This window comes from Pseudomonas sp. Pseusp11 (genome assembly GCF_047304405.1).
Lineage (GTDB): Bacteria > Pseudomonadota > Gammaproteobacteria > Pseudomonadales > Pseudomonadaceae > Aquipseudomonas.
Window position 1 is genome coordinate 1 of the sequence record NZ_JBGLZF010000072.1, and the last position, 18422, is coordinate 18422.

Genomic DNA, 18422 nt, shown 5'->3' on the forward strand with positions numbered 1-18422 from the left:
CCGGTACCCGTCCCCCGGAAGGAGCCAGTGATCCGCTGGATTAGCACCGCCGATAACGATTGCTGGCTGCTTTTCCAATTACGGGGCAGCTCGACCGTTTATCCACTTGCCCGACGGTCTGCCTGTTTTCTGATGTGGATCAGATACGCCCCCAGGCCGACTCCTATTCTCGAATCAACCCACGGTATCGAGATGAACTGAAATGAACAGATCAAGCCTGATCGGCCAATGCATGTTAATGGCGGCAAGCGTGTTGCTGGTGCCATCCTCCAGCGTCTTCGCCAACCCGCCGACGTCTGCTGCGCAAGGTGGTATGTATCATCGTTTTCAGGATTTCGACTGGGTCAAATACACGCAACAGACCCTGGACGATCTCAAGGGCAAGCTCAATCTCAAGCCGGAGCAAATGGCTGCCTGGGACACATGGGCCACGGGGGTCATGGCGGACGCCAATCAGCATCAGGAAAAGGCCAAGGCCGAACGTGATGAAAGCGCGAGCAAGAAGAGGGCGTCGACGGATGAAACGACCCCCGAAAGAATGGCCAGAGAGATAGAGCGTTTGCGCACACAAACCAAGTGGATGGAGGCGCATCTGGAGCGCATGGATGCTGCGCTGGTGCGTACCAAAACCTTCTACGGGGTATTGGATGCTGAGCAGAAAACCATTTTCGACCTGTTCTGGACGGTGGTGCATCACCGGCTCTACGGCAATGACCGTTGGCAGATGCCGATGCACATGTTCAGACCACGAATGATGGAAGGCGACCAGGACGAAAAAAGTAAACAGTGAGCGGTACTCATTGTAGTGTCGCTGCCTGGCGCGCCATTGCCTGCAGCACCGAGTCGAGTTCATCGCTGTCGTACAAGCGCAGTCGCTGGCTCGCAAGTAAAGTCGGCATGGCAATCTCCCGTCGAGAGCCGCTGTCCAATGTCGGTAACGTAACCCATCCATCCCCAACCCGATTGATATTGATCAACTATGGCGAGATGCTTGATCCGGTAAGGACGCGAACATTTGCAGTATTCAGATGCCTTGCAGCGCTCCTGCGGTCTGGAGAGCTCATGGCTGTGTGATACGAACCGACAGGTGTGGATCGCCTGGGGAGGTTTTCAAGTGATTCATAGTCCCTCAACGCAAACCCTCCTGCGCGACCGGGTTGATGCCGGTCGAAGGCTGGTGGAGCCGCTGCTCAAATACGCTCATCGACCCGATGTCATCGTTCTCGCCTTGCCCCGTGGCGGCGTGCCGGTGGCCTATGAAATTGCCACGGCCCTGGAGGTTCGCCTGGACCTGATGCTGGTCCGCAAGCTCGGGGTGCCATTCCATCAGGAGTTCGCCATGGGCGCGATTGCCAGTGGCGGTATCCAGATCGTCAATGAGGATACGCTGCGGACGAACCGCATCGATCAGCGCACGCTCGATAACGTGGTGGCACGGGAAACCCAGGAGCTGTTGCGTCGCGAGCGCCTGTACCGGGGCTCGCGTGCCCCCGTGGCGCTCAAGGATCAGGTGGTGATTCTGGTCGACGATGGCCTGGCGACCGGCGCCTCGATGATGGCGGCGATACAGGCGGCGCGCCTGCAAGCACCGTCGCGTATTGTCGTCGCCGTGCCGGTGGCTCCACCCGAGACGGTAGCGGCGATGTATGGCGAAGTCGATGAGGTGATCTGCCCGCTCACCCCCGAGTGGCTGATGTCGATCGGCAATTGGTACATGAATTTTTCCCAGACCTCGGATGAAGAAGTCATGGATCGTTTGCAACGGGCCTGGCGCAGAGAGTCCGGTACGCGTGTTTCCGGTCAGGAGGATTCCGATGTTTGAGCTTCGCTATCGAAAGCTCGACCTGGGGGATGTGGAGCTGTCTGCCGATCTGCGTCTGCCGGTGCACGCTGGTGGTCTGGTGGTGTTCGTTCATGGCAGCGGCAGTGGTCGTTCAAGCCCGCGTAATCAATACGTTGCGCTGTCTCTGGCTCAGCGGGGATTGGGCACGTTGCTGTTCGATCTGCTCACGGAGCCGGAGCAATACCTGGACAACCAGACCCGGGAATTGCGTTTCAATATTGCGCTGCTGACCAGCCGACTGGTGGAGGTGATCGACTGGATGGGTCGGGACGCCGAACTGCAACCGCTACCGATCGGATTGTTCGGCGCAAGCACCGGTGCTGTGGCGGCGCTAATGGCAGCGGCCGAGCGGGCGGACGTGGTGCATGCGGTGGTGAGCCGAGGAGGGCGGACCGATCTTGCGGGTGCGGCGCTGTCTCGCGTGAAGGCCCCGACCTTGCAGATTGTCGGTGAGCTGGATCCGGTGGTGCTCAATCTCAATGTGCAAAGCAGTCGCGCCCTGCAGTGCGAGCAACGTCTGGAAGTGGTGGCGGGCGCGACACATCTTTTTGAAGAAGCAGGAACCCTCGAAGAAGTCGCCAGACTGGCTGGCGACTGGTTCGAGCAGTATTTGCGACGGTAGTCATCCCACGCAGACAACCGCCGTCTGACACCTGTCATATGCCGAATGGAAAGGTTTCGTCTTCCGGTTCCAACGCCTGGCTTTTCGGCAGGGGCAACGCTGTTAGCGGTTGCGTCTGTTCAATCCAGACCATGGCGTCGAATTGTTCGGTCAGCACTGACTCGAAGTAGTGGCTGCTGCGCTCGCTTGCGGGTCGATAGATCACACCGATGGCTCGCTCCAGCAGAGGTTTGGACAGGGCCCGGCGCAGCTCTTTTCGCTGTGGATCCCGCCAGTCGGTCAATGAAGCCGGGACGCCGGCGTCGAGGAACTTGCGCTCCCAACTGTCTGGCCGGGACGGCCGGATGTCCTTGATGAGCATCTCGCAATCCCAGTCGTCGGCCGCGGCCACCTGGCCACGGTCGGTGCTCATGCCGATCAGAACCACATCGCGCCCATAGGCATTGCGGCACAGTTGACCGATATTGAACTGACCTTTCCAACCCATCTCCGTCGCGGCCGCATTGCCGATATGGGAGTTGTGCGCCCACACCACGGCCTTGGCTTGCGGACCGCGGTGTTCGAGCAACGCACGTAAGGTGTCGAACATGTGCCTGTCGCGCAGGTTCCAGGAGGCCGTCGAACCTCGATAAATCGCTCGGTAATATTGTTCCGCCGCCAGGATGACCCGGGCGTTCTGGGTCGCATCGAAGAACGCTTCATCGTCCTTGATATCCCCGGCCAGTTGCTCGGTCAGCATGGCATTGAGCTGTTCGACCACCGCATGCTCGCAGGGCATTATGCCGTCGCGTTCGACGAAGTGGCCGTACAGCGCAGGATCATCCTGCCACGGGGTCAAACAGCCATAGCGACGCCGTGCTTCGTGTGCCAGTTGCGGGTCGACACGGTCCAGATAGCTCAGCACCTCATGGATGGAGTTGCGCAAACTGTAAACGTCCAGACCGCGAAACTCGACGCGCTGTTCAGGCACGTGTTGGTGGTTGTACTGATGCAGCCAATGGGTGAACGCTCTCACATCGGTGTTGCGCCACATCCAGGTCGGGAATCGGCTGAAAATGTGCCGCGTCCAGGCCGAGCGCGCCAACCCTCTGACATAACGGTCTACATGGCCCGCGTCCGGCCAGTCTGCCTCAACGGCCACGATATTGAATCCGTGTTGCTCGATCAGCCGTTGGGTAATCGCCGCCCGGGTCCGATAGAAGTCACTGGTGCCATGGCTGGCTTCACCGATCATCACCACGCGCGCATCGGCGAAGCGGTCGAACATTTCACCAAAGGCCGGTGAACTCAGTTCCGGCAGGGGTTCGGCGTATTGGCGCAAGAGCGGGACGATGGAGGCCTCGTCAATGTGGGTATGCGAGCCATACAGCTGGTTCAGCATGTTTTGGGAAGGTGTGTTCATGAACGTCATCCCCATAAAGGCGGGTTGGTCGACGTGCAGTGCTGCGTAGTGTCATGTCGACGGCCAGAGGCCGTGCTGACTTACACATTTTTGATCCGCTCCCTCTCAAAAAAAAGCCCCCTGCCGGCTTCCCGACAAAGGGCCGGGCCAGCGGTCACTCGGCTTTGATCGGCACGAAATAGCTCTCTACAGTTCCTCAGGTGAAACCACCCAGACACTGCACGGCATTTTGTACAGCAGATGCTCCACCGTGCTGCCCACCAGTCGGCCCACGCCCCGGTGGCCGACCCGGCCCATGACAAGTACGTCGATGTCGTAGGCATCGGCGTATTGGGTAAGAACCTTGGTCGGGTTGCCCATGATCATGTGCTGCTGCTCTGGCGCAATACCATTGCGCTCGGCCAGTTCGCGGAAGGCATCGGCCTGGGCATCGAATAACGTCTTGGCCTTGCCTGGGGCAAACAGCGCTGAGCTACTGTCGAAATCGAACTCGTCCGCACTGAGGGATGAAAGGTCGTGGGCGTAGATTACGTCGAGCTGGGCGTTACAGCTGCTGGCCAGTTTTGAGGCCTCGCGCAAAATCCTGTCGTTGAAATCCTTGTACTGGGTATTGCTATGGAAGGGATCGACCGCAGCGACGATTCTGCGCGGCAGCACGTGCTTCACGTGGCTGACAAAATGCAGCGGCACCGGGCATTCGCGCAGCAAATGAATATCCAGGGGCGTGAACATGATCCGTGACAGCAGCGACTCGTATTCCAGTGCCTTGATCAGTACCGCCATCGGCTGTTCTTTGAGATGAATGAGGATTTCCTGCAAAGGTCGTTCAACCCAGATCACCTCCGTGGTGACGGGCACGCCGATTTTACGCAAGGGGCGGGCCTGTTCTTCGAGCCATTGCCGATGGCGCTCGACATACCCCAGCCGCATCTCCTCCAGCGCTTGTTCGTTGACCATGCTCGCCGTTGCCAGCCCTTGCAGGTAATCGAAGGCGACGATATGCAGGGCCGCGCCCGAGGCCTTGGCCAACGCAGCGGCGCGGTCGAACGCGGGGCTGTTTTCCATGAGGGGCGAGACGACCAGCATGAAGCGTGATTGCTCAGACATGACCAAACTCCCGTCAATAATCGTAGATATTCCTGTACTCACTGGCACCGCTGCGTTTGGGCAGTGGTTCTCTGGCTTTTATCCTGCCGATGACCGGGGGGGCGGGATTGATCTTTATCAATCTGGCGAGTGATCCAGCTTGCGGCCCGACGTGTGGCGGGGGGCGCCAGGTCCATCTATAAAACATTGACCACTATCAATCTCTCCTGCGTCATGCCGGTGCAGTCTTGGGGTTGTGGCTTACCCGGACAGGAATCACATGAACGAAACCTTGGGCCTGGCAGGGGCGGCAGCTGCGCTGGGGATCGGCATGCTCGTCGGCCTTGAACGTGAACGGCACAAGGGGCGAGGGGACAGTCGCGCCTGTGCCGGATTGCGTACGTTCGCGATCACCGCATTGCTGGGTTATGTGGCGATGCAAATCGGTGGTGGTTTGCTGGTGGGCATCATGGCGGTTTCGGTGGCCTTGCTGGTCACTGTGGCTTACTGGCGAAGCCTGGGCACTGACCCTGGTGTCACCAGTGAAGTGGCGTTATTCACGGTATTGGCACTGGGGGCGTTGTGTAACAGCGCGCCCGAACTGGCCATCGCCATTGGCGTGGTGGTGGCGGGGCTGCTGACGTATCGCCAAAAACTGCATCATTTTGCGCGCAGCCAATTGACTGAAGGGGAGATGCGCGACGGTCTGGTGCTGTTGGTCGCGGCCCTGGTGGTGTTGCCATTGGCGCCGGATCGCTTTATCGGCCCCTATGCCGCCATCAATCTGCGCACCATTTGCACCCTGACGGTGTTGCTGATGGCCGTCGGGGCGGTCGGGCGTTCGTACCCTGGGTGCCCGTTACGGCTATGTGGTCAGCGCCATCGCCTCCGGGTTTGCTTCCAGCATCGCGACCATCGCCGCGATGGGGCACCTTGTCGCCAAGGAGCCAGGCAACATCAAAGTCTTGAGTGCGGCAGCGATGCTGTCCAACCTGGCGACCATCATTCAGGTCGGCCTGATCCTGGGGGCGGTCGACATCGGTCTATTGCGCTACATGTGGGGGCCGCTGTTGTTGGGTGCCGCCGCCACGGCGCTGTATGGCTTGAGCCTGATGTTGCCCAAACCTGCGAGTGGCGACAATCAGCCGGTCAAGGTCGGTGGTGCGTTCAACCTCAAGCTGGCGTTGGTTATCGCACTGACCATGACCGGCGTTACCTTTGTGTCTTCGATGGTGCTCAATCACTTTGGCGAAGTGGGCGTGATGGTCACGACGACGCTCACCGGTTTCGCCGATGCCCATTCTTCGACGGCGTCCATTGGCGCCCTGGCCAAGGCCGGGCTGTTGCCGTTCGACGCTATTGCCGGGCCAACGCTGGTTGCCGTCAGCAGTAACTCCCTGAGCAAATGCCTGGTGGCCTGGATCAGCGGTGGGCGACGGTTCGCCGCGTATGTCATTCCCGGCCAGGTCTTGCTGACGTTGGCGATGTGGGTGGGCATGTTGCTGCATTAACGGGCATCCGAGCGCTGTAGCTGACAAAGATCAAGTCGCCTGAATCTGCCGCGATCACTCTAGGGTTCTACTCATTGCATCGAGATGGCCGCGTGCCGAGGTGTCCAATGTCGCAGACTCAGCGTTTACTGTTGATCGCCCCCCATTCCATGACCCGTACTCCGGCGTTCGACCGGGCCGCCGCGTTGGCCCGCGCGATGCAATCGCCGCTGCACATCGTGGCATTCGATTACTTGCAGGCCCTGGCCGTCGCCGGTCTGTTCGCCCCCGAGCAAATTGCCCAGGCCCGGGAAGGCTATTTGCAAACCCATCGGCAATGGCTTGCCGAGCAAGCCCATTTGATAAGCAAACACGGCGTCGAGGTCACCAGCGAGGTGGTGTGGGTGCAGCACCCTTACGAGGAAATCCTGCAATTCGTCAACGAGATGTCGCTGAGTCTGATCATCAAGGACGCCCAGGAAGAGTCAGCGTTGAAGCGGGTGTTTTTCACCCCGCTGGACTGGCAGTTGTTGCGCGATTGCCCGGTGCCGGTGCATCTGGTGACCAACGCCCGGAACGCGCGGCCACGTAACGTGCTGGCCATCGTCGATGTGCTGCGCAGCGAAGAGCAGGACCTGGTGTTCAATGACCAGATTATCGACGCCGCCACCAAGCTGGCTGACCAGTGTGAGGCGCAGATCGAGTTGGTGCATGCGTATGACTGGACAGCCGTGTATGCCCTGGACATGGGCGTTGGCGCACTCCCGTTGGCCTCCGGTCTTTACGAAGCCATGGGCACGGCGCAACACCAGGCGTTCACGGCGCTGGCCGAGCGTCACGGCGTGCCGTCGCAGCGTCGGCACTTCATCGAAGGTGCGCCAGTGCCGAGTATTTGCAAGTTCGCCGAGGACCATCACACCGATGTCATTGTGATGGGGACGGTGCAGCACTCGGGGTTGAACAAGCTATTGGGGACCACTGCCGAACAGCTTTTGCACCGGGCCCCTTGCAGTGTGCTGGCGATCAAGCCCGACAGAATGTTGCAATCCTGAACATTGACTTGCCCCATGGCGGACCGTTGGCCGGTCCGTCGTGGGGCAATCAGCTTTTACGACATGTACAAACGATGGATGACCTGACGGCTGTCGTTGGGGTCATTGTGCCGCTCGAAACCCAAGGCTTTGGCCAGGTCGCGCATGGAGGTATTGCTTGCGGCGTCGATCGAATACATCTGCTGAAAACCGTTTCTGCGGGCGGCCTTGATCAGATGCTCCATCAAGGCGGTGCCGAGGCCCAGATGCTGCCATTCATCGGCGACCGTCACCGCGCACTCACACTCATGTTCCGACGTGGCGGCGTAGCGGCTGATGCCGATTTCGATCAATTTGCCGTTTTCGTGAACCAGCGCAATGTAAGCCATGCGCTGTTTGTTATCGGTGTCCATCAACTGATCGAGCATGGCGGTGCCGGGTTCGTTGATCTGCGCGAGAAAACGCATGTGCCGGGACTCGGGCGACAGGCGCTTGATGAAGGCGTATTCAAGTTCGCGGTCCTTTTCCAGCAGTGGCCGGATCAGCACATGGCGACCGTCCTTGAGCGCTTCGATCCAGTACTTTCCAGTGACTGCGGCATAGGCCGCCGCGGCCCGATCATTATGGTCTTTGACAGTGAGCATGGATGATCCTCCATCTTGTTTGAAAGGTCGGTGCGTATTCACCCATCACGCGGTTGATTCCTTTCTACGCCACTGGCAGCCCTTGAATCTGATCTGGATCAGACACCCGTCACGAGGGCATTCATTTGCGGGTATTTGATGTAAATCAACCTCGGGGAGGGGGCAACGGGCGCAGTCTTGGCCCATGCCGGCGGGTAAGGGGCCGGTTTCGAGCGGAGGTGTGAGATGGGGCAATATCAACGTTTGTTACTGATCGCCGACCGGACCCTGCATCAGTCTCCTGCCTTGCTCCGGGCCGTCGCACTGGCCAAGGCGAGCGGGGCCGCGCTGGATGTGCGGGCCTTTGTCGATCCGGCACCGATCGTTCATTTATGGGAAGAAAAAATCGACGAAGCGGGGTATCAGCGTTATCTGCGCCACTGTCATCGTTGGGTGGCCGACGAGGTCGAGCGGCTCAGCGGGCAGGGCGTGGACGTGACGGTTGAAGCGGTCTTCACCACCCATCCGCTGCTGGATATTTTGAAGACAATCGAAGACCTCAAGCCCGACCTGCTGATCAAGGATGTCACCCTGGAACCGGCGCTCAAACGGGTGTTCATTACTCCGCTCGATTGCCATCTGCTGCGCGAATGCACGATCCCCGTGCACTTGGTCAATCAGGTCCGTTACGGGTTGCCGCACCGGGTCGTGGCCGCCGTGGACCCGTTCGATCCGGCGACGCAAATCAGTGGCCTGAACGACACCATCATCCAGACGGCCAACGCACTGGCGCTGCAATGTGATGCACCGCTGCATCTGCTGTACGCCTACGACTTGTCGCCGGCGTTCAATGGCGATGCACCGTTGATCGCCGGTGGCTGGGGCATGGACTTCGTCGAGGAGTTACGCGAATCCCTGCACCGGGCGTTTATCACCCTGGCGGATCGCTACGGTGTTCCTCCCGAGCGTCGGCACTTTGTCATGGGCCTGCCGGTGCCGGTGATCAGTGAGTTTGTCGAGCAATACCTGGCGGATGTGGTGGTGATGGGCACTGTGCATCGCGTGGGGATCGACCGCTTGATCGGCAGCAACACCGAGCGGGCGTTGTACTCGGTGCCGGGCAGCATTCTGGCGGTCAGGCAGCCGGGTTCGAGCGTCGGGTGGTAAGCCGATCGCTGGCCGGCCATTAGTTGATAAAAATCAGAGCCGCATGGCGAGAGCCCCCCGATACTTGAGCCACAACCTGAAGCTATCCAGATGAGGTGGGTGAGGGTGAAAATTCAACGTTTGCTATTGATTGCCCCGACCGAAATGGTCCGCACCCCGGCGTTCGAACGGGCGCGGGCCCTGGCCTGTGCAACCGGTGCGGTGTTGCACATTGTCGCTTTCGATTATGTCCAGGCGCTGGCGGCGGCCGGCCTGTTTGACCACGACGCAATGGCCCAGGCGCGGGAAGGTTACTTGCAGGTACATCGTCAATGGCTGGAGCAGCAAGCCCGGTTTCAGCGATGCGAAGGCGTGCAGGTGAGCACTGAAGTGGTGTGGGCCAGACCGACCCTGGCGCATCTGCTGGAGTACGTGAATGACTTCCATGCAGACCTGGTGATCAAGGACACCCACCGCGTATCAGCGCTTGATCGTGCTTTCCATCGGCCGCTGGACTGGCAGTTGCTGCGCGACTGTCCGGCGCCCTTGCACCTGGTCATCGATGCCACAAATCCCAAGCCGTTGAGCATACTGGCGACCATCGATTTGTCCCATCTGGAGGAGCTGACCCAGGGGCTCAATGACCGGATTCTCGACCTGGCTTCGAGCCTGGCCGAATCTTGCGGCGCCACCTTGCACCTGCTCAATGTCAGCGGCTGGTCGGAGTTGGGCGAGGCGCAAGTGAATGTGCCGACAGCGACTCTCGATGACAGTTTGGGAGACGCCGTCAACGATGCCCAGTTGGAGGCCTTTGAAGCGCTTGCCGAACGCTACGGAGTCGAGAAACAACGGCGCCATCTGCTGCCCGGCATCCCTCCCAAGGTCATTGCCCATTTCGCGCAACAACATGCCTTCGACATGGTGGTGCTGGGAACGACCTACCATCGCGGGATCGATATATTCATCGGCAGTACGGTGGAAAGCGTATTGAACCGGTCGCCCTGCAGCCTGACGATCATCAAGCCATTGCCCCGGCTCGACAGAGAAGATGAACCAGTGCGACCTCGATTGATAAAAATCAACTGCCCACAAGCGCAAAGGAGCGATCAATAGTGCTCCATGAATGCTCAAGGAAACGGCCATGCGAATGACATTTCTCGGTGCTGCGGGCACGGTCACGGGTAGCAAGTACTTGCTGGAACATCGCGACCAGCATGTGCTGATCGATTGCGGCCTGTTCCAGGGCTATAAACAACTGCGCTTGCACAACTGGGACCCGTTCCAGTTGCCGGTTCGTGACCTCGAAGCCATTGTGCTGACCCACGCTCATCTGGATCACAGCGGCTACCTGCCAGTGTTGGTGCGCAACGGCTATCGCGGCCCTGTATATGCCACGCCAGCCACCTGTGAATTGGTGAAAATCCTGCTGTGCGACAGCGGCCGCTTGCAGGAAGAAGAGGCTGAGTTCGCCAATCGCCATGGCTTCTCCAAACACTCTCCGGCCTTGCCGCTGTACACCGAGCAAGACGCCGAGCGGGCATTGAAATTGCTGCGGCCGGTGCAGTTGCACCACCGGGTCGACATTGTCCCGGGGATGAGCATTCTGTTGCGCGGTGCCGGGCATATTCTGGGCGCAGCGACCGTGGAAGTCGTCGCCGATGGCATGATCCTGGTGTTCTCTGGGGATCTGGGGCGGCCGAACGATCCATTGATGTTTGCCCCGGAGACGATCGAGCAGGCCGATTATCTGCTGGTGGAGTCGACCTATGGTGACCGTCGGCATCCCGACGAATCCCCGGAAGATCAACTGGCCGAGGTCATCACCCGTACCGCGCTGCGCCATGGCATCACGCTGGTGCCATCGTTCGCGGTCGGTCGCGCGCAATTGCTGATGTATCACCTGTATCGCTTGCAACAAAAACGCGCGATTCCCGACCTGCCGATCTACCTCAACAGCCCCATGGCCACCGACGTCACGCGCTTGTACCAGCGCTTTCGCAGTGAACACCGGTTGTCCCTGGAAGAGTGCGAAGGCATGTGCCGTGTCACGCGTTTTGTGCGCTCCACCAGAGATTCCATCGAGCTGGACCAGCAGCGCACACCCGCGGTGATCATCGCCCAGCGGCATGGCCACTGGCGGGCGGGTGCTGCACCACCTCAAGGCGCTGGCGCCCAACCCGCTCAATACGCTGCTGGTGCCGGGTTTTCAGGCGGGCGGCACCCGCGGTGCGCAGATCATCGCAGGCGCCCCGTCGGTACGTATTCACGGCAAAGACGTGCCGATTCGCGCCGAAGTGGTGCCGATGGAAACCCTGTCCGCGCACGCCGACTGCGATGAAATCATGCTGTGGTTGCGCGGCTTCAAGCGACCACCGAAACACACCTATGTGGTACATGGCGAACCCAATGCCTCGGATGTATTGCGCCGGCGAATCAGCCTGGAGCTGGGCTGGTCGGTCTCGGTGCCGGAGTACCGCGACAGCGTGGAGCTGACGGGGCCTCTTTAGGGCTCAGCCACAAAAAAGCCCCTCGCCGGTTTTCCGACAAGGGGCTTCTGGTTGCGTCAAGGGCGGTCTTGGCGAGTTAACGGGATTTGATGGGTACCCGTTTATCTGCGCTGATGGCTTCGGGCCTTTTTGGCAGCGAAATGCTCAACACACCTTTGTTGAAACTGGCTTCGATCTTGTCGGTGTCGACGCCTTTAGGCAGGCTGAATGCCCGCTGAAAGGAGCCATAGTGACGCTCCGACAGGTGATAGCCTGTTCTTTTTTCTTCCTTGTCCTCTTTCTTTTCACCCTTGATGATCAGGTTGCCATTGGACAGTGTGAGCTCGATATTATCCTGGTCCATGCCCGGCAGCTCTGCGGTTATTTCGAAGCTTTCATTTTTCTCGGTGATGTCCACGGCAGGCAGGCTTCGACCGATAAAATCCCGGCTCCAGAACGGTTCGACATCGAACAGGCCACGTCTGAAGGGCGTCAGCATAGAGCCACGATTGAAGTCTTCGAACAGGTGATCGACCTGTTGACGCAGTTTTTCCAGGGGCCGCCAAGGGTCTTGTACCGTCGGCTGCCGACTGGTTTTGTCTTCGTCGGTGTGTACCGGCAATTTTTTCGCGAAGTGGGCCATTTTCATTCCTCCTCTCCAGTACTGCGATGGACCGGTAACATCCCGGAGGCCGGTCCACCACGACAATTCAGTCCCTACATTAAAAGATTAGTCTTCCTGCGATCCCGAAGGCCGACCAACAGTCGGTTTCTGACCGAGCTGTCTATTTCGAGAATTTGCGTGCCCCGGCCACGCAAAGAATCACCGCCACGGTCACCCCCAGCATGCCAAGGCTGACCTGCTCATGCAGCAACGTGGCCGCCAGTGCCAGGCCAAAAAACGGCTGCAGCAACTGAAGCTGGCCGACGGCGGCAATCCCGCCCTGAGCCAGCCCGCGGTACCAGAACACAAAGCCAATCAACATACTGAACAGTGACACGTAAGCCAGGCTCAACCACGCAGGCGGGGTAATTGCCGAGAGCGAAGGCGGGGCCAGCAACCAGGTCAACGGCGCCATGACGGGCAGCGACAGCACCAGCGCCCAGGAAATCACCTGCCAGCCTCCCAGAGTCTTGGAAAGCTTCGCACCTTCGGCATAGCCCAACCCGCACGCCAGGATCGCCAGCAACATCAGAATGTCCCCCGCAGGAGAGGCCGTCAGGCCTTGGGAGACGGCAAACCCCACCACCAGCAGGCTGCCCAGCACCGAGAAGAACCAGAACACCGGCCGGGGCCGCTCGCCGCCGCGCCAGACCCCGAACGCTGCGGTGGCGAGCGGCAACAGGCCAACGAAGACGATGGAGTGCGCAGACGTTACATATTGCAGCGCCAGTGCGGTCAACAGCGGAAACCCTAATACAACGCCCAGGGTCACGATTGCCAGAGAGAGCAACTGATGCCTGGCCGGGCGTTTTTCCTTGAACAGCAACAGCAAGCACAGCGCCACAATGGCAGCGATACTGGCCCGGGCAACCGTCAGGAAAACCGGGTCGAACTGCAGAACGGCCACCCGTGTCGCCGGCAGCGAGCCGCTGAAGATGAGCACGCCAATGAACCCGTTGAGCCATCCGCTCGCGGTCTTTTCCGTGGTGTGCTGTTGCAGGTTCGATGTGCGTTCCATTCTGGATCCCCTTCATGCTCAGGTTGCATGGAAGGCATCGTATGGACGAAACTCAATACAATCAAAATATTGTCATGGATACATCTGCTCATGCCTCGTTCCCGCTACAAATCACTGGTGGATACGTTTGCCGCGGATATTCGCTCAGGGCGCCTGTTGCCGGGCACACGCTTGCCGACTCACCGTCAGTTGGCGACCACGGAAGGCCTGGCCCTGGTGACGGCAAGCCGGGTCTATGCGGAGCTGGAAGCCATGGGCCTGGTCAGCGGGGAGACGGGGCGGGGGACGTTCGTCAGGGAAACCTCGTGGTCGCCCAACCAGGCTATCGATCAACACAGCGTTGCTGCCGGCATGACCGACCTGAACTTCAACTATCCGGCGCTTCCCGGGCAGGCCGAATTGTTGCGTAATGCCCTGCGTCAGCTCGCCTCGGCCGGCGATCTGGAGGCGTTGCTGCGCTACCAGCCACACGCCGGGCGACCCCATGAGCGCGCCGCTGTGGCGCGCCATCTGCGCGTTCGAGGGCTGACGGTCGAGGCTGAGCAAGTGCTGATCGTCACCGGCGCCCAGCAAGGGCTGGCGGTGACGATGATGGCGCTGTTGCAACCCGGTGACGTGATTGCCGCGGACGCGTTGACCTACCCAGGGTTCAAGGCCCTGGCCGACACGCTGCACCTTGAAATCGTGCCCATTCCGGTGCTCGATCACGGGCCGGATCTGCAAGCGCTGGAAAGCCTGTGCCGGCATCGACGCGTGCGGGCCGTGTACACGATGCCGACCCTGCACAATCCGCTGGGCTGGGTGATGAGTGCCGAGCAACGGGAATACCTGGTGGCGATTGCACGCGAGCATGGGCTGCTGATCATTGAAGACGCCGCTTACGCCTTTCTCGCGGAGAATCCGCCCGCGCCATTGGCGGTACTCGCCCCCGAAAGGACGATTTACGTGTCAGGGCTCTCCAAGAGTGTGGCCACCGGACTGCGGGTCGGCTTCGTCGCCGCACCTCTCCAGAATGTGCCCGCGCTGGAGCGCACAATCAAAGCGACCACCTGGAATACCCCGGGTGTGATGACGGCGATTGCCACCACCTGGCTTGACGACGGCACTGTCATGCAATTGGAAGCCGAAAAGCGCCGGGACGCGCAGGCCAGGCAAATCGTGGCCGGCGAGGTACTGGCGGGGCTGCGCTGTATTCGCCATCCGTCGTCGTATTTTCTTTGGCTGCCATTGTCGGAAGACGCACGGGCCGACCAGATCGCCATGGCGTTGATGCGGGAAAACGTCTCGGTTTCAACCGCCGAACCGTTTGCCACGTCGGCCAACGTTCCGCATGCGTTTCGTCTTGCGCTGGGCTCCGTGGAGATGGGGGCGCTCAGGGAGGCGCTGGAGAAAGTGAAGTGGGTGGTTGGGGCTTATACATAGTCAGCGAATTCTTGAGTTGTAATCCCGGTATTGGAGTTTGGCTGGAATAACCTCCGAATATTTGCTTAAGTCCAGCTATCACAGCCACACGGGGGGCGGCACTTCAATCCCTGAAGGGCGTTCCACCCGGAGAATTCCATGCACTTTCGATTCCCGCGTTTAGCCGCATTGCTCGCCATCCTCACGATTGGCGCCTTGCCCTGTGCCCAAGCCGTCGAATACACCCGGGTCAACACCACCGCCAGCAAGATCTCCTTCACCTATAACCAATTCGGTTCGAGGGTGTACGGCACCTTCGGCAAATTCGACGCCACGCTTGATTTCGACACGGCAAACCCCACCGCGGCCCACGCCAGGCTGACCATCGACCTTGCCAGCATCGACGCCGGCAGCAGCGATGCCAATACCGAGCTGCAAAAGCCGGCCTGGTTCAACACGGCGGACTATCCGGTGGCGACCTTTGAATCGACCCGGGTGAAAGCGCTGGGCAATCAGCGCTATCTGATCACCGGCAAACTTAACCTCAGGGGCATGACGCGTGAGCTGCAGGTAAAGGTGCTGTTGAAGCCGGAGCAGGCCATCGGGATTTTCGATGGCAACATCATTCTCAAACGCAGCGACTTCAAGATCGGGGAGGGGGAGTGGGCCGATACGGTGGTCTCCAACGACATCGACATCCGCTTTCGCATCGTCGCGCCGCAGCGTTGATTTTCCTGCGAGGGGCTCGATCTGTGACAATGGCCGGGCTGATGTTCAGTAAGCCTTGATCCGGAGTCAGAAACGCAATGCCCCAGCTCACCCACTTTGCCACTCCATGCCCGGAGCCCATCAACAGCCAGATTCTGCAGATGGTCGTCGACAACCTGACCGACATCAGCATGGTAGGCATCGCGCCGAGCAACCCGTTGTACAACGTCTATCAATACGCGGTGGGCTATGAGGTTCATCTGTACCTGGAAGCGCTCGGCGGCGCCAAAGGCATTGCGGTCGAATTGATCGTCGCCATGGATGACGAAGATCCCGAGAAGGTCATCGGGTTTTTGCTGTACCTGCCGGTCAAGGACGATCCCGAGGCCTGCGGCCTGGCGTACATGGCGGTGCAGGCCAGCCATCGGCGGCGGGGCGTTGCGCGGACAATGCTGCAAGACATGCTCGGCCGCTACCCGCATGCCGAGTTGACGTGCACCGTCGCCAAGGTGCCCTGGTTCGAGTCGATGGGCTTTCAAGTACTGGGCGTGCGCGGCACTCAGGTGCTGATGAACACCCGTGATCACGGCACTGAAGGCCTGATGGGCCTGTTGGATGTCACCTCGATCTACAGTTCTTTGGAGGTGCGGCAGATACATACGTATCTGCTGCAAAAACACGGCAAGCGGGCAATGATCGATGCAGAAAAGCAGCGCGACCGGCATCTCGACCAAATGACGCGCAACGCCAAGGCGTTTGTGCTGGATCGTTTGAGCAAAAACGCCGAGCGCGGGTCTCGTCCCGTCTAGACTGTCGAGTCCTTTCGGGCGCGCAGGCTGGCCGAGGCGTGATATTCTGTCGCATTAACTTGGTTTGACTTATTCGGTTCGTACGTCCACAGACGTGCGACAGAATCAATGTCGCTCAAGTAGCTGAGCCAATAATGATAAGAAGTCAGTGCACGAGGGACATATAACTGAGGTCGATGGAGACACGTCGGCCTTGTGTGCCCACCTTCAAACTCTTGTAAGTGCAGGAACCCACGGCACGCTGCCTGCGTACCCGTACACCTGGGTTGCTCATGATCGGGAATTGGAGGCGGATGGCGTTTATCATAGGTGTTACAGATGTTTAAGAAACTGAACACAGCCCTGCTGGGGCTGGCTTTGTCGATGGGGATCACGTCCGCTTACGCGGAGGCAAAGAAAGTCGATGTGCTGCTCATTGGCGGCGGCATCATGAGTGCAACGCTGGGTGTATGGCTCAATGAGCTGGAACCCGACTTGTCGATGGAAATGGTCGAGCGCCTCGACGGCGTCGCCCTGGAAAGCTCCAACGGCTGGAACAACGCCGGTACCGGTCACTCCGCCCTGGCCGAGTTGAACTACACCCCGGAAGACGACAAGGGCAACGTCCAGATCGCGAAAGCCGTTGAAATCAACGAAGCTTTCCAGATCTCCCGTCAGTTCTGGGCCTGGCAGGTTCAGCAAGGCGTGCTGAAGAACCCGCGTTCGTTCATCAACTCCACTCCGCACATGAGCTTTGTGTGGGGCGATGACAACATCAAGTTCCTGAAGAAGCGCTACGAAGCCCTGCAAGCAAGCCCGCTGTTCGCCGGCATGCAGTACTCCGAAGACCCGGCTGTGATCAAGAAGTGGGTTCCGCTGATGATGGAAGGGCGTGACCCGAACCAGAAAGTCGCGGCCACCTGGAGCCCACTCGGTAACGACATGAACTTTGGTGAGATCACCCGCCAGTTCGTCGCACACCTGCAAACCACGCCGAAATTCGACTTGAAGTTGTCTAGCGAAGTGCAAGACATCACCAAGAACGCAGACGGCAGCTGGCGCGTCAGCTACAAAAACCTGAAAGACGGCACCAAAACCGAAACCGACGCCAAGTTCGTGTTCATCGGCGCGGGCGGCGGTGCACTGCATCTGCTGCAGAAGTCCGGCATTCCTGAAGCCCAGGAATACGCAGGCTTCCCGGTTGGCGGCTCGTTCTTGGTCACCGATAACCCGGCCATCGCCGAACAACACCTGGCCAAGGCCTACGGCAAAGCCTCCGTTGGCGCACCGCCAATGTCGGTTCCGCACCTGGACACCCGTGTCCTGGACGGCAAACGCGTCATCCTGTTTGGCCCATTCGCGACCTTCAGCACCAAGTTCCTCAAAGAAGGCTCGTACCTGGACCTGCTGAGCACCACCACCACGCACAACGTGTGGCCAATGACCCGCGTCGGCATCAAGGAATACCCACTGGTCGAGTACCTGGCAGGCCAACTGATGCTGTCTGACGAAGACCGCATGAATGCCCTGAAAGAATACTTCCCGAATGCCAAAGCCGAAGACTGGCGCCTGTGGCAAGCCGGCCAGCGCGTGCAAATCATCAAGCGTGATGAAGCCGCCGGTGGCGTGCTGAAGCTGGGTACCGAAATCGTTGCTTCCGCTGACGGCACCATCGCCGGCCTGCTGGGCGCATCGCCAGGTGCATCGACTGCCGCACCGATCATGCTGACCGTGCTGCAGAAAGTGTTCAAGGACAAGGTTGCCACCCCAGTCTGGCAGGAAAAACTGCACCAGATCGTGCCTAGCTATGGCACTCAGCTGAACAGCAGCCCTGAGAAAGTGGCTCAAGAGTGGGCTTACACCGCCAAGGTGCTGGAGCTGACTCCGCCACCGGTGATTGGTCAGGCAGCGGCTCCTGCTGCTCCGGCTGAGAAGCCTAAAGCTGTGAAAGAGAATGCTGCGACGGATATGGCTCTGTAACTAGAGGCCCTGTCAAAAGCCCACTGAACCGGTGACGGTCAGTGGGCTTTTTTGTGTCTGGTGCTTCGTCCTGAATAAGGTTTACACCTTCTGGCTTCTTATCAGGAAGGTGCAATGGATACGGGCACAAAACG

At 59.6% G+C, this 18422-nt stretch carries 15 protein-coding genes and 3 pseudogenes; 12 read left to right on the forward strand and 6 right to left on the reverse strand.

Going from position 1 to position 18422, the window contains the following annotated elements:
• Window positions 1-202 precede the first annotated feature (202 nt).
• Window positions 203-790: a Spy/CpxP family protein refolding chaperone gene (locus ACCC96_RS29220; RefSeq protein ID WP_413697626.1), complete on the forward strand. Its 588-nt coding sequence runs from the start codon at window positions 203-205 to the stop codon at window positions 788-790.
• A 13-nt stretch (window positions 791-803) separates the two neighbouring features.
• On the opposite strand, the pseudogene ACCC96_RS29225 reads toward ACCC96_RS29220, so the two are convergent.
• A pseudogene (locus tag ACCC96_RS29225) lies at window positions 804-929 on the reverse strand (phosphoribosyltransferase); the annotation flags it as partial.
• A 188-nt stretch (window positions 930-1117) separates the two neighbouring features.
• Here ACCC96_RS29225 and ACCC96_RS29230 point away from each other — a divergent pair.
• Both ACCC96_RS29230 and ACCC96_RS29235 read left to right on the forward strand, forming a co-directional pair.
• Window positions 1118-1822: a phosphoribosyltransferase gene (locus tag ACCC96_RS29230; protein ID WP_413697637.1), complete on the forward strand. Its 705-nt coding sequence runs from the start codon at window positions 1118-1120 to the stop codon at window positions 1820-1822.
• Window positions 1815-2465, forward strand: a complete 651-nt coding sequence (locus ACCC96_RS29235) for a dienelactone hydrolase family protein (RefSeq protein WP_413697627.1) — start codon at window positions 1815-1817, stop codon at window positions 2463-2465. Before ACCC96_RS29230 ends, ACCC96_RS29235 begins: the two co-directional genes overlap by 8 nt.
• Before the next feature lie 34 nt (window positions 2466-2499).
• Here ACCC96_RS29235 and ACCC96_RS29240 read toward each other — a convergent pair whose 3' ends face one another.
• Both ACCC96_RS29240 and ACCC96_RS29245 read right to left on the reverse strand, forming a co-directional pair.
• A complete protein-coding gene (locus tag ACCC96_RS29240; RefSeq protein WP_413697628.1) occupies window positions 2500-3867 on the reverse strand; it encodes an erythromycin esterase family protein in 1368 nt (455 codons plus the stop codon).
• A gap of 186 nt (window positions 3868-4053) precedes the next feature.
• On the reverse strand, window positions 4054-4974 hold the full coding sequence (locus ACCC96_RS29245) for a universal stress protein (protein WP_019649448.1): 921 nt from the start codon (window positions 4972-4974) through the stop codon (window positions 4054-4056).
• A 259-nt stretch (window positions 4975-5233) separates the two neighbouring features.
• On the opposite strand from ACCC96_RS29245, the pseudogene ACCC96_RS29250 reads away from it, so the two are divergent.
• Together ACCC96_RS29250 and ACCC96_RS29255 are read left to right on the forward strand one after the other, a co-directional pair.
• Window positions 5234-6464: pseudogene (locus ACCC96_RS29250) on the forward strand (MgtC/SapB family protein).
• 107 nt (window positions 6465-6571) lie between these two features.
• On the forward strand, window positions 6572-7495 hold the full coding sequence (locus tag ACCC96_RS29255; protein ID WP_413697629.1) for a universal stress protein: 924 nt from the start codon (window positions 6572-6574) through the stop codon (window positions 7493-7495).
• 56 nt (window positions 7496-7551) lie between these two features.
• On the opposite strand, the gene ACCC96_RS29260 is transcribed toward ACCC96_RS29255, so the two are convergent.
• Window positions 7552-8118, reverse strand: coding sequence for an N-acetyltransferase family protein (locus ACCC96_RS29260; protein WP_413697630.1), 567 nt, complete (start codon window positions 8116-8118; stop codon window positions 7552-7554).
• Window positions 8119-8343: 225 nt separating this feature from the next.
• Between ACCC96_RS29260 and ACCC96_RS29265 the strand changes: the two genes are divergently transcribed.
• The 3 genes and pseudogenes from ACCC96_RS29265 (at window position 8344) to ACCC96_RS29275 (ending at window position 11750) form a co-directional block, all read left to right on the forward strand.
• Window positions 8344-9264, forward strand: coding sequence for a universal stress protein (locus tag ACCC96_RS29265; RefSeq protein ID WP_019649444.1), 921 nt, complete (start codon window positions 8344-8346; stop codon window positions 9262-9264).
• A 105-nt stretch (window positions 9265-9369) separates the two neighbouring features.
• On the forward strand, window positions 9370-10356 hold the full coding sequence (locus tag ACCC96_RS29270) for a universal stress protein (RefSeq protein ID WP_413697631.1): 987 nt from the start codon (window positions 9370-9372) through the stop codon (window positions 10354-10356).
• 10 nt (window positions 10357-10366) lie between these two features.
• Window positions 10367-11750 (forward strand): annotated as a pseudogene (locus ACCC96_RS29275) (MBL fold metallo-hydrolase RNA specificity domain-containing protein).
• 76 nt (window positions 11751-11826) lie between these two features.
• Here ACCC96_RS29275 and ACCC96_RS29280 read toward each other — a convergent pair.
• Together ACCC96_RS29280 and ACCC96_RS29285 are read right to left on the reverse strand one after the other, a co-directional pair.
• A complete protein-coding gene (locus ACCC96_RS29280) occupies window positions 11827-12372 on the reverse strand; it encodes an Hsp20/alpha crystallin family protein (protein WP_413697638.1) in 546 nt (181 codons plus the stop codon).
• Window positions 12373-12514: 142 nt separating this feature from the next.
• A complete protein-coding gene (locus ACCC96_RS29285; RefSeq protein WP_413697632.1) occupies window positions 12515-13411 on the reverse strand; it encodes a DMT family transporter in 897 nt (298 codons plus the stop codon).
• A 90-nt stretch (window positions 13412-13501) separates the two neighbouring features.
• On the opposite strand from ACCC96_RS29285, the gene ACCC96_RS29290 reads away from it, so the two are divergent.
• The 4 genes from ACCC96_RS29290 (at window position 13502) to mqo (ending at window position 18288) form a co-directional block, all read left to right on the forward strand.
• Window positions 13502-14833, forward strand: coding sequence for a PLP-dependent aminotransferase family protein (locus ACCC96_RS29290; protein WP_413697633.1), 1332 nt, complete (start codon window positions 13502-13504; stop codon window positions 14831-14833).
• A 138-nt stretch (window positions 14834-14971) separates the two neighbouring features.
• Complete coding sequence (locus ACCC96_RS29295; RefSeq protein ID WP_413697634.1) at window positions 14972-15541, forward strand: YceI family protein; 570 nt, start codon at window positions 14972-14974, stop codon at window positions 15539-15541.
• A 77-nt stretch (window positions 15542-15618) separates the two neighbouring features.
• The gene (locus ACCC96_RS29300; protein WP_413697635.1) at window positions 15619-16329 is read left to right on the forward strand and encodes a GNAT family N-acetyltransferase; all 711 of its coding nucleotides are present in this window, start codon (window positions 15619-15621) and stop codon (window positions 16327-16329) included.
• Between the two features lie 318 nt (window positions 16330-16647).
• Window positions 16648-18288: a malate dehydrogenase (quinone) gene (mqo, locus tag ACCC96_RS29305; RefSeq protein ID WP_413697636.1), complete on the forward strand. Its 1641-nt coding sequence runs from the start codon at window positions 16648-16650 to the stop codon at window positions 18286-18288.
• Window positions 18289-18422 lie beyond the last annotated feature (134 nt).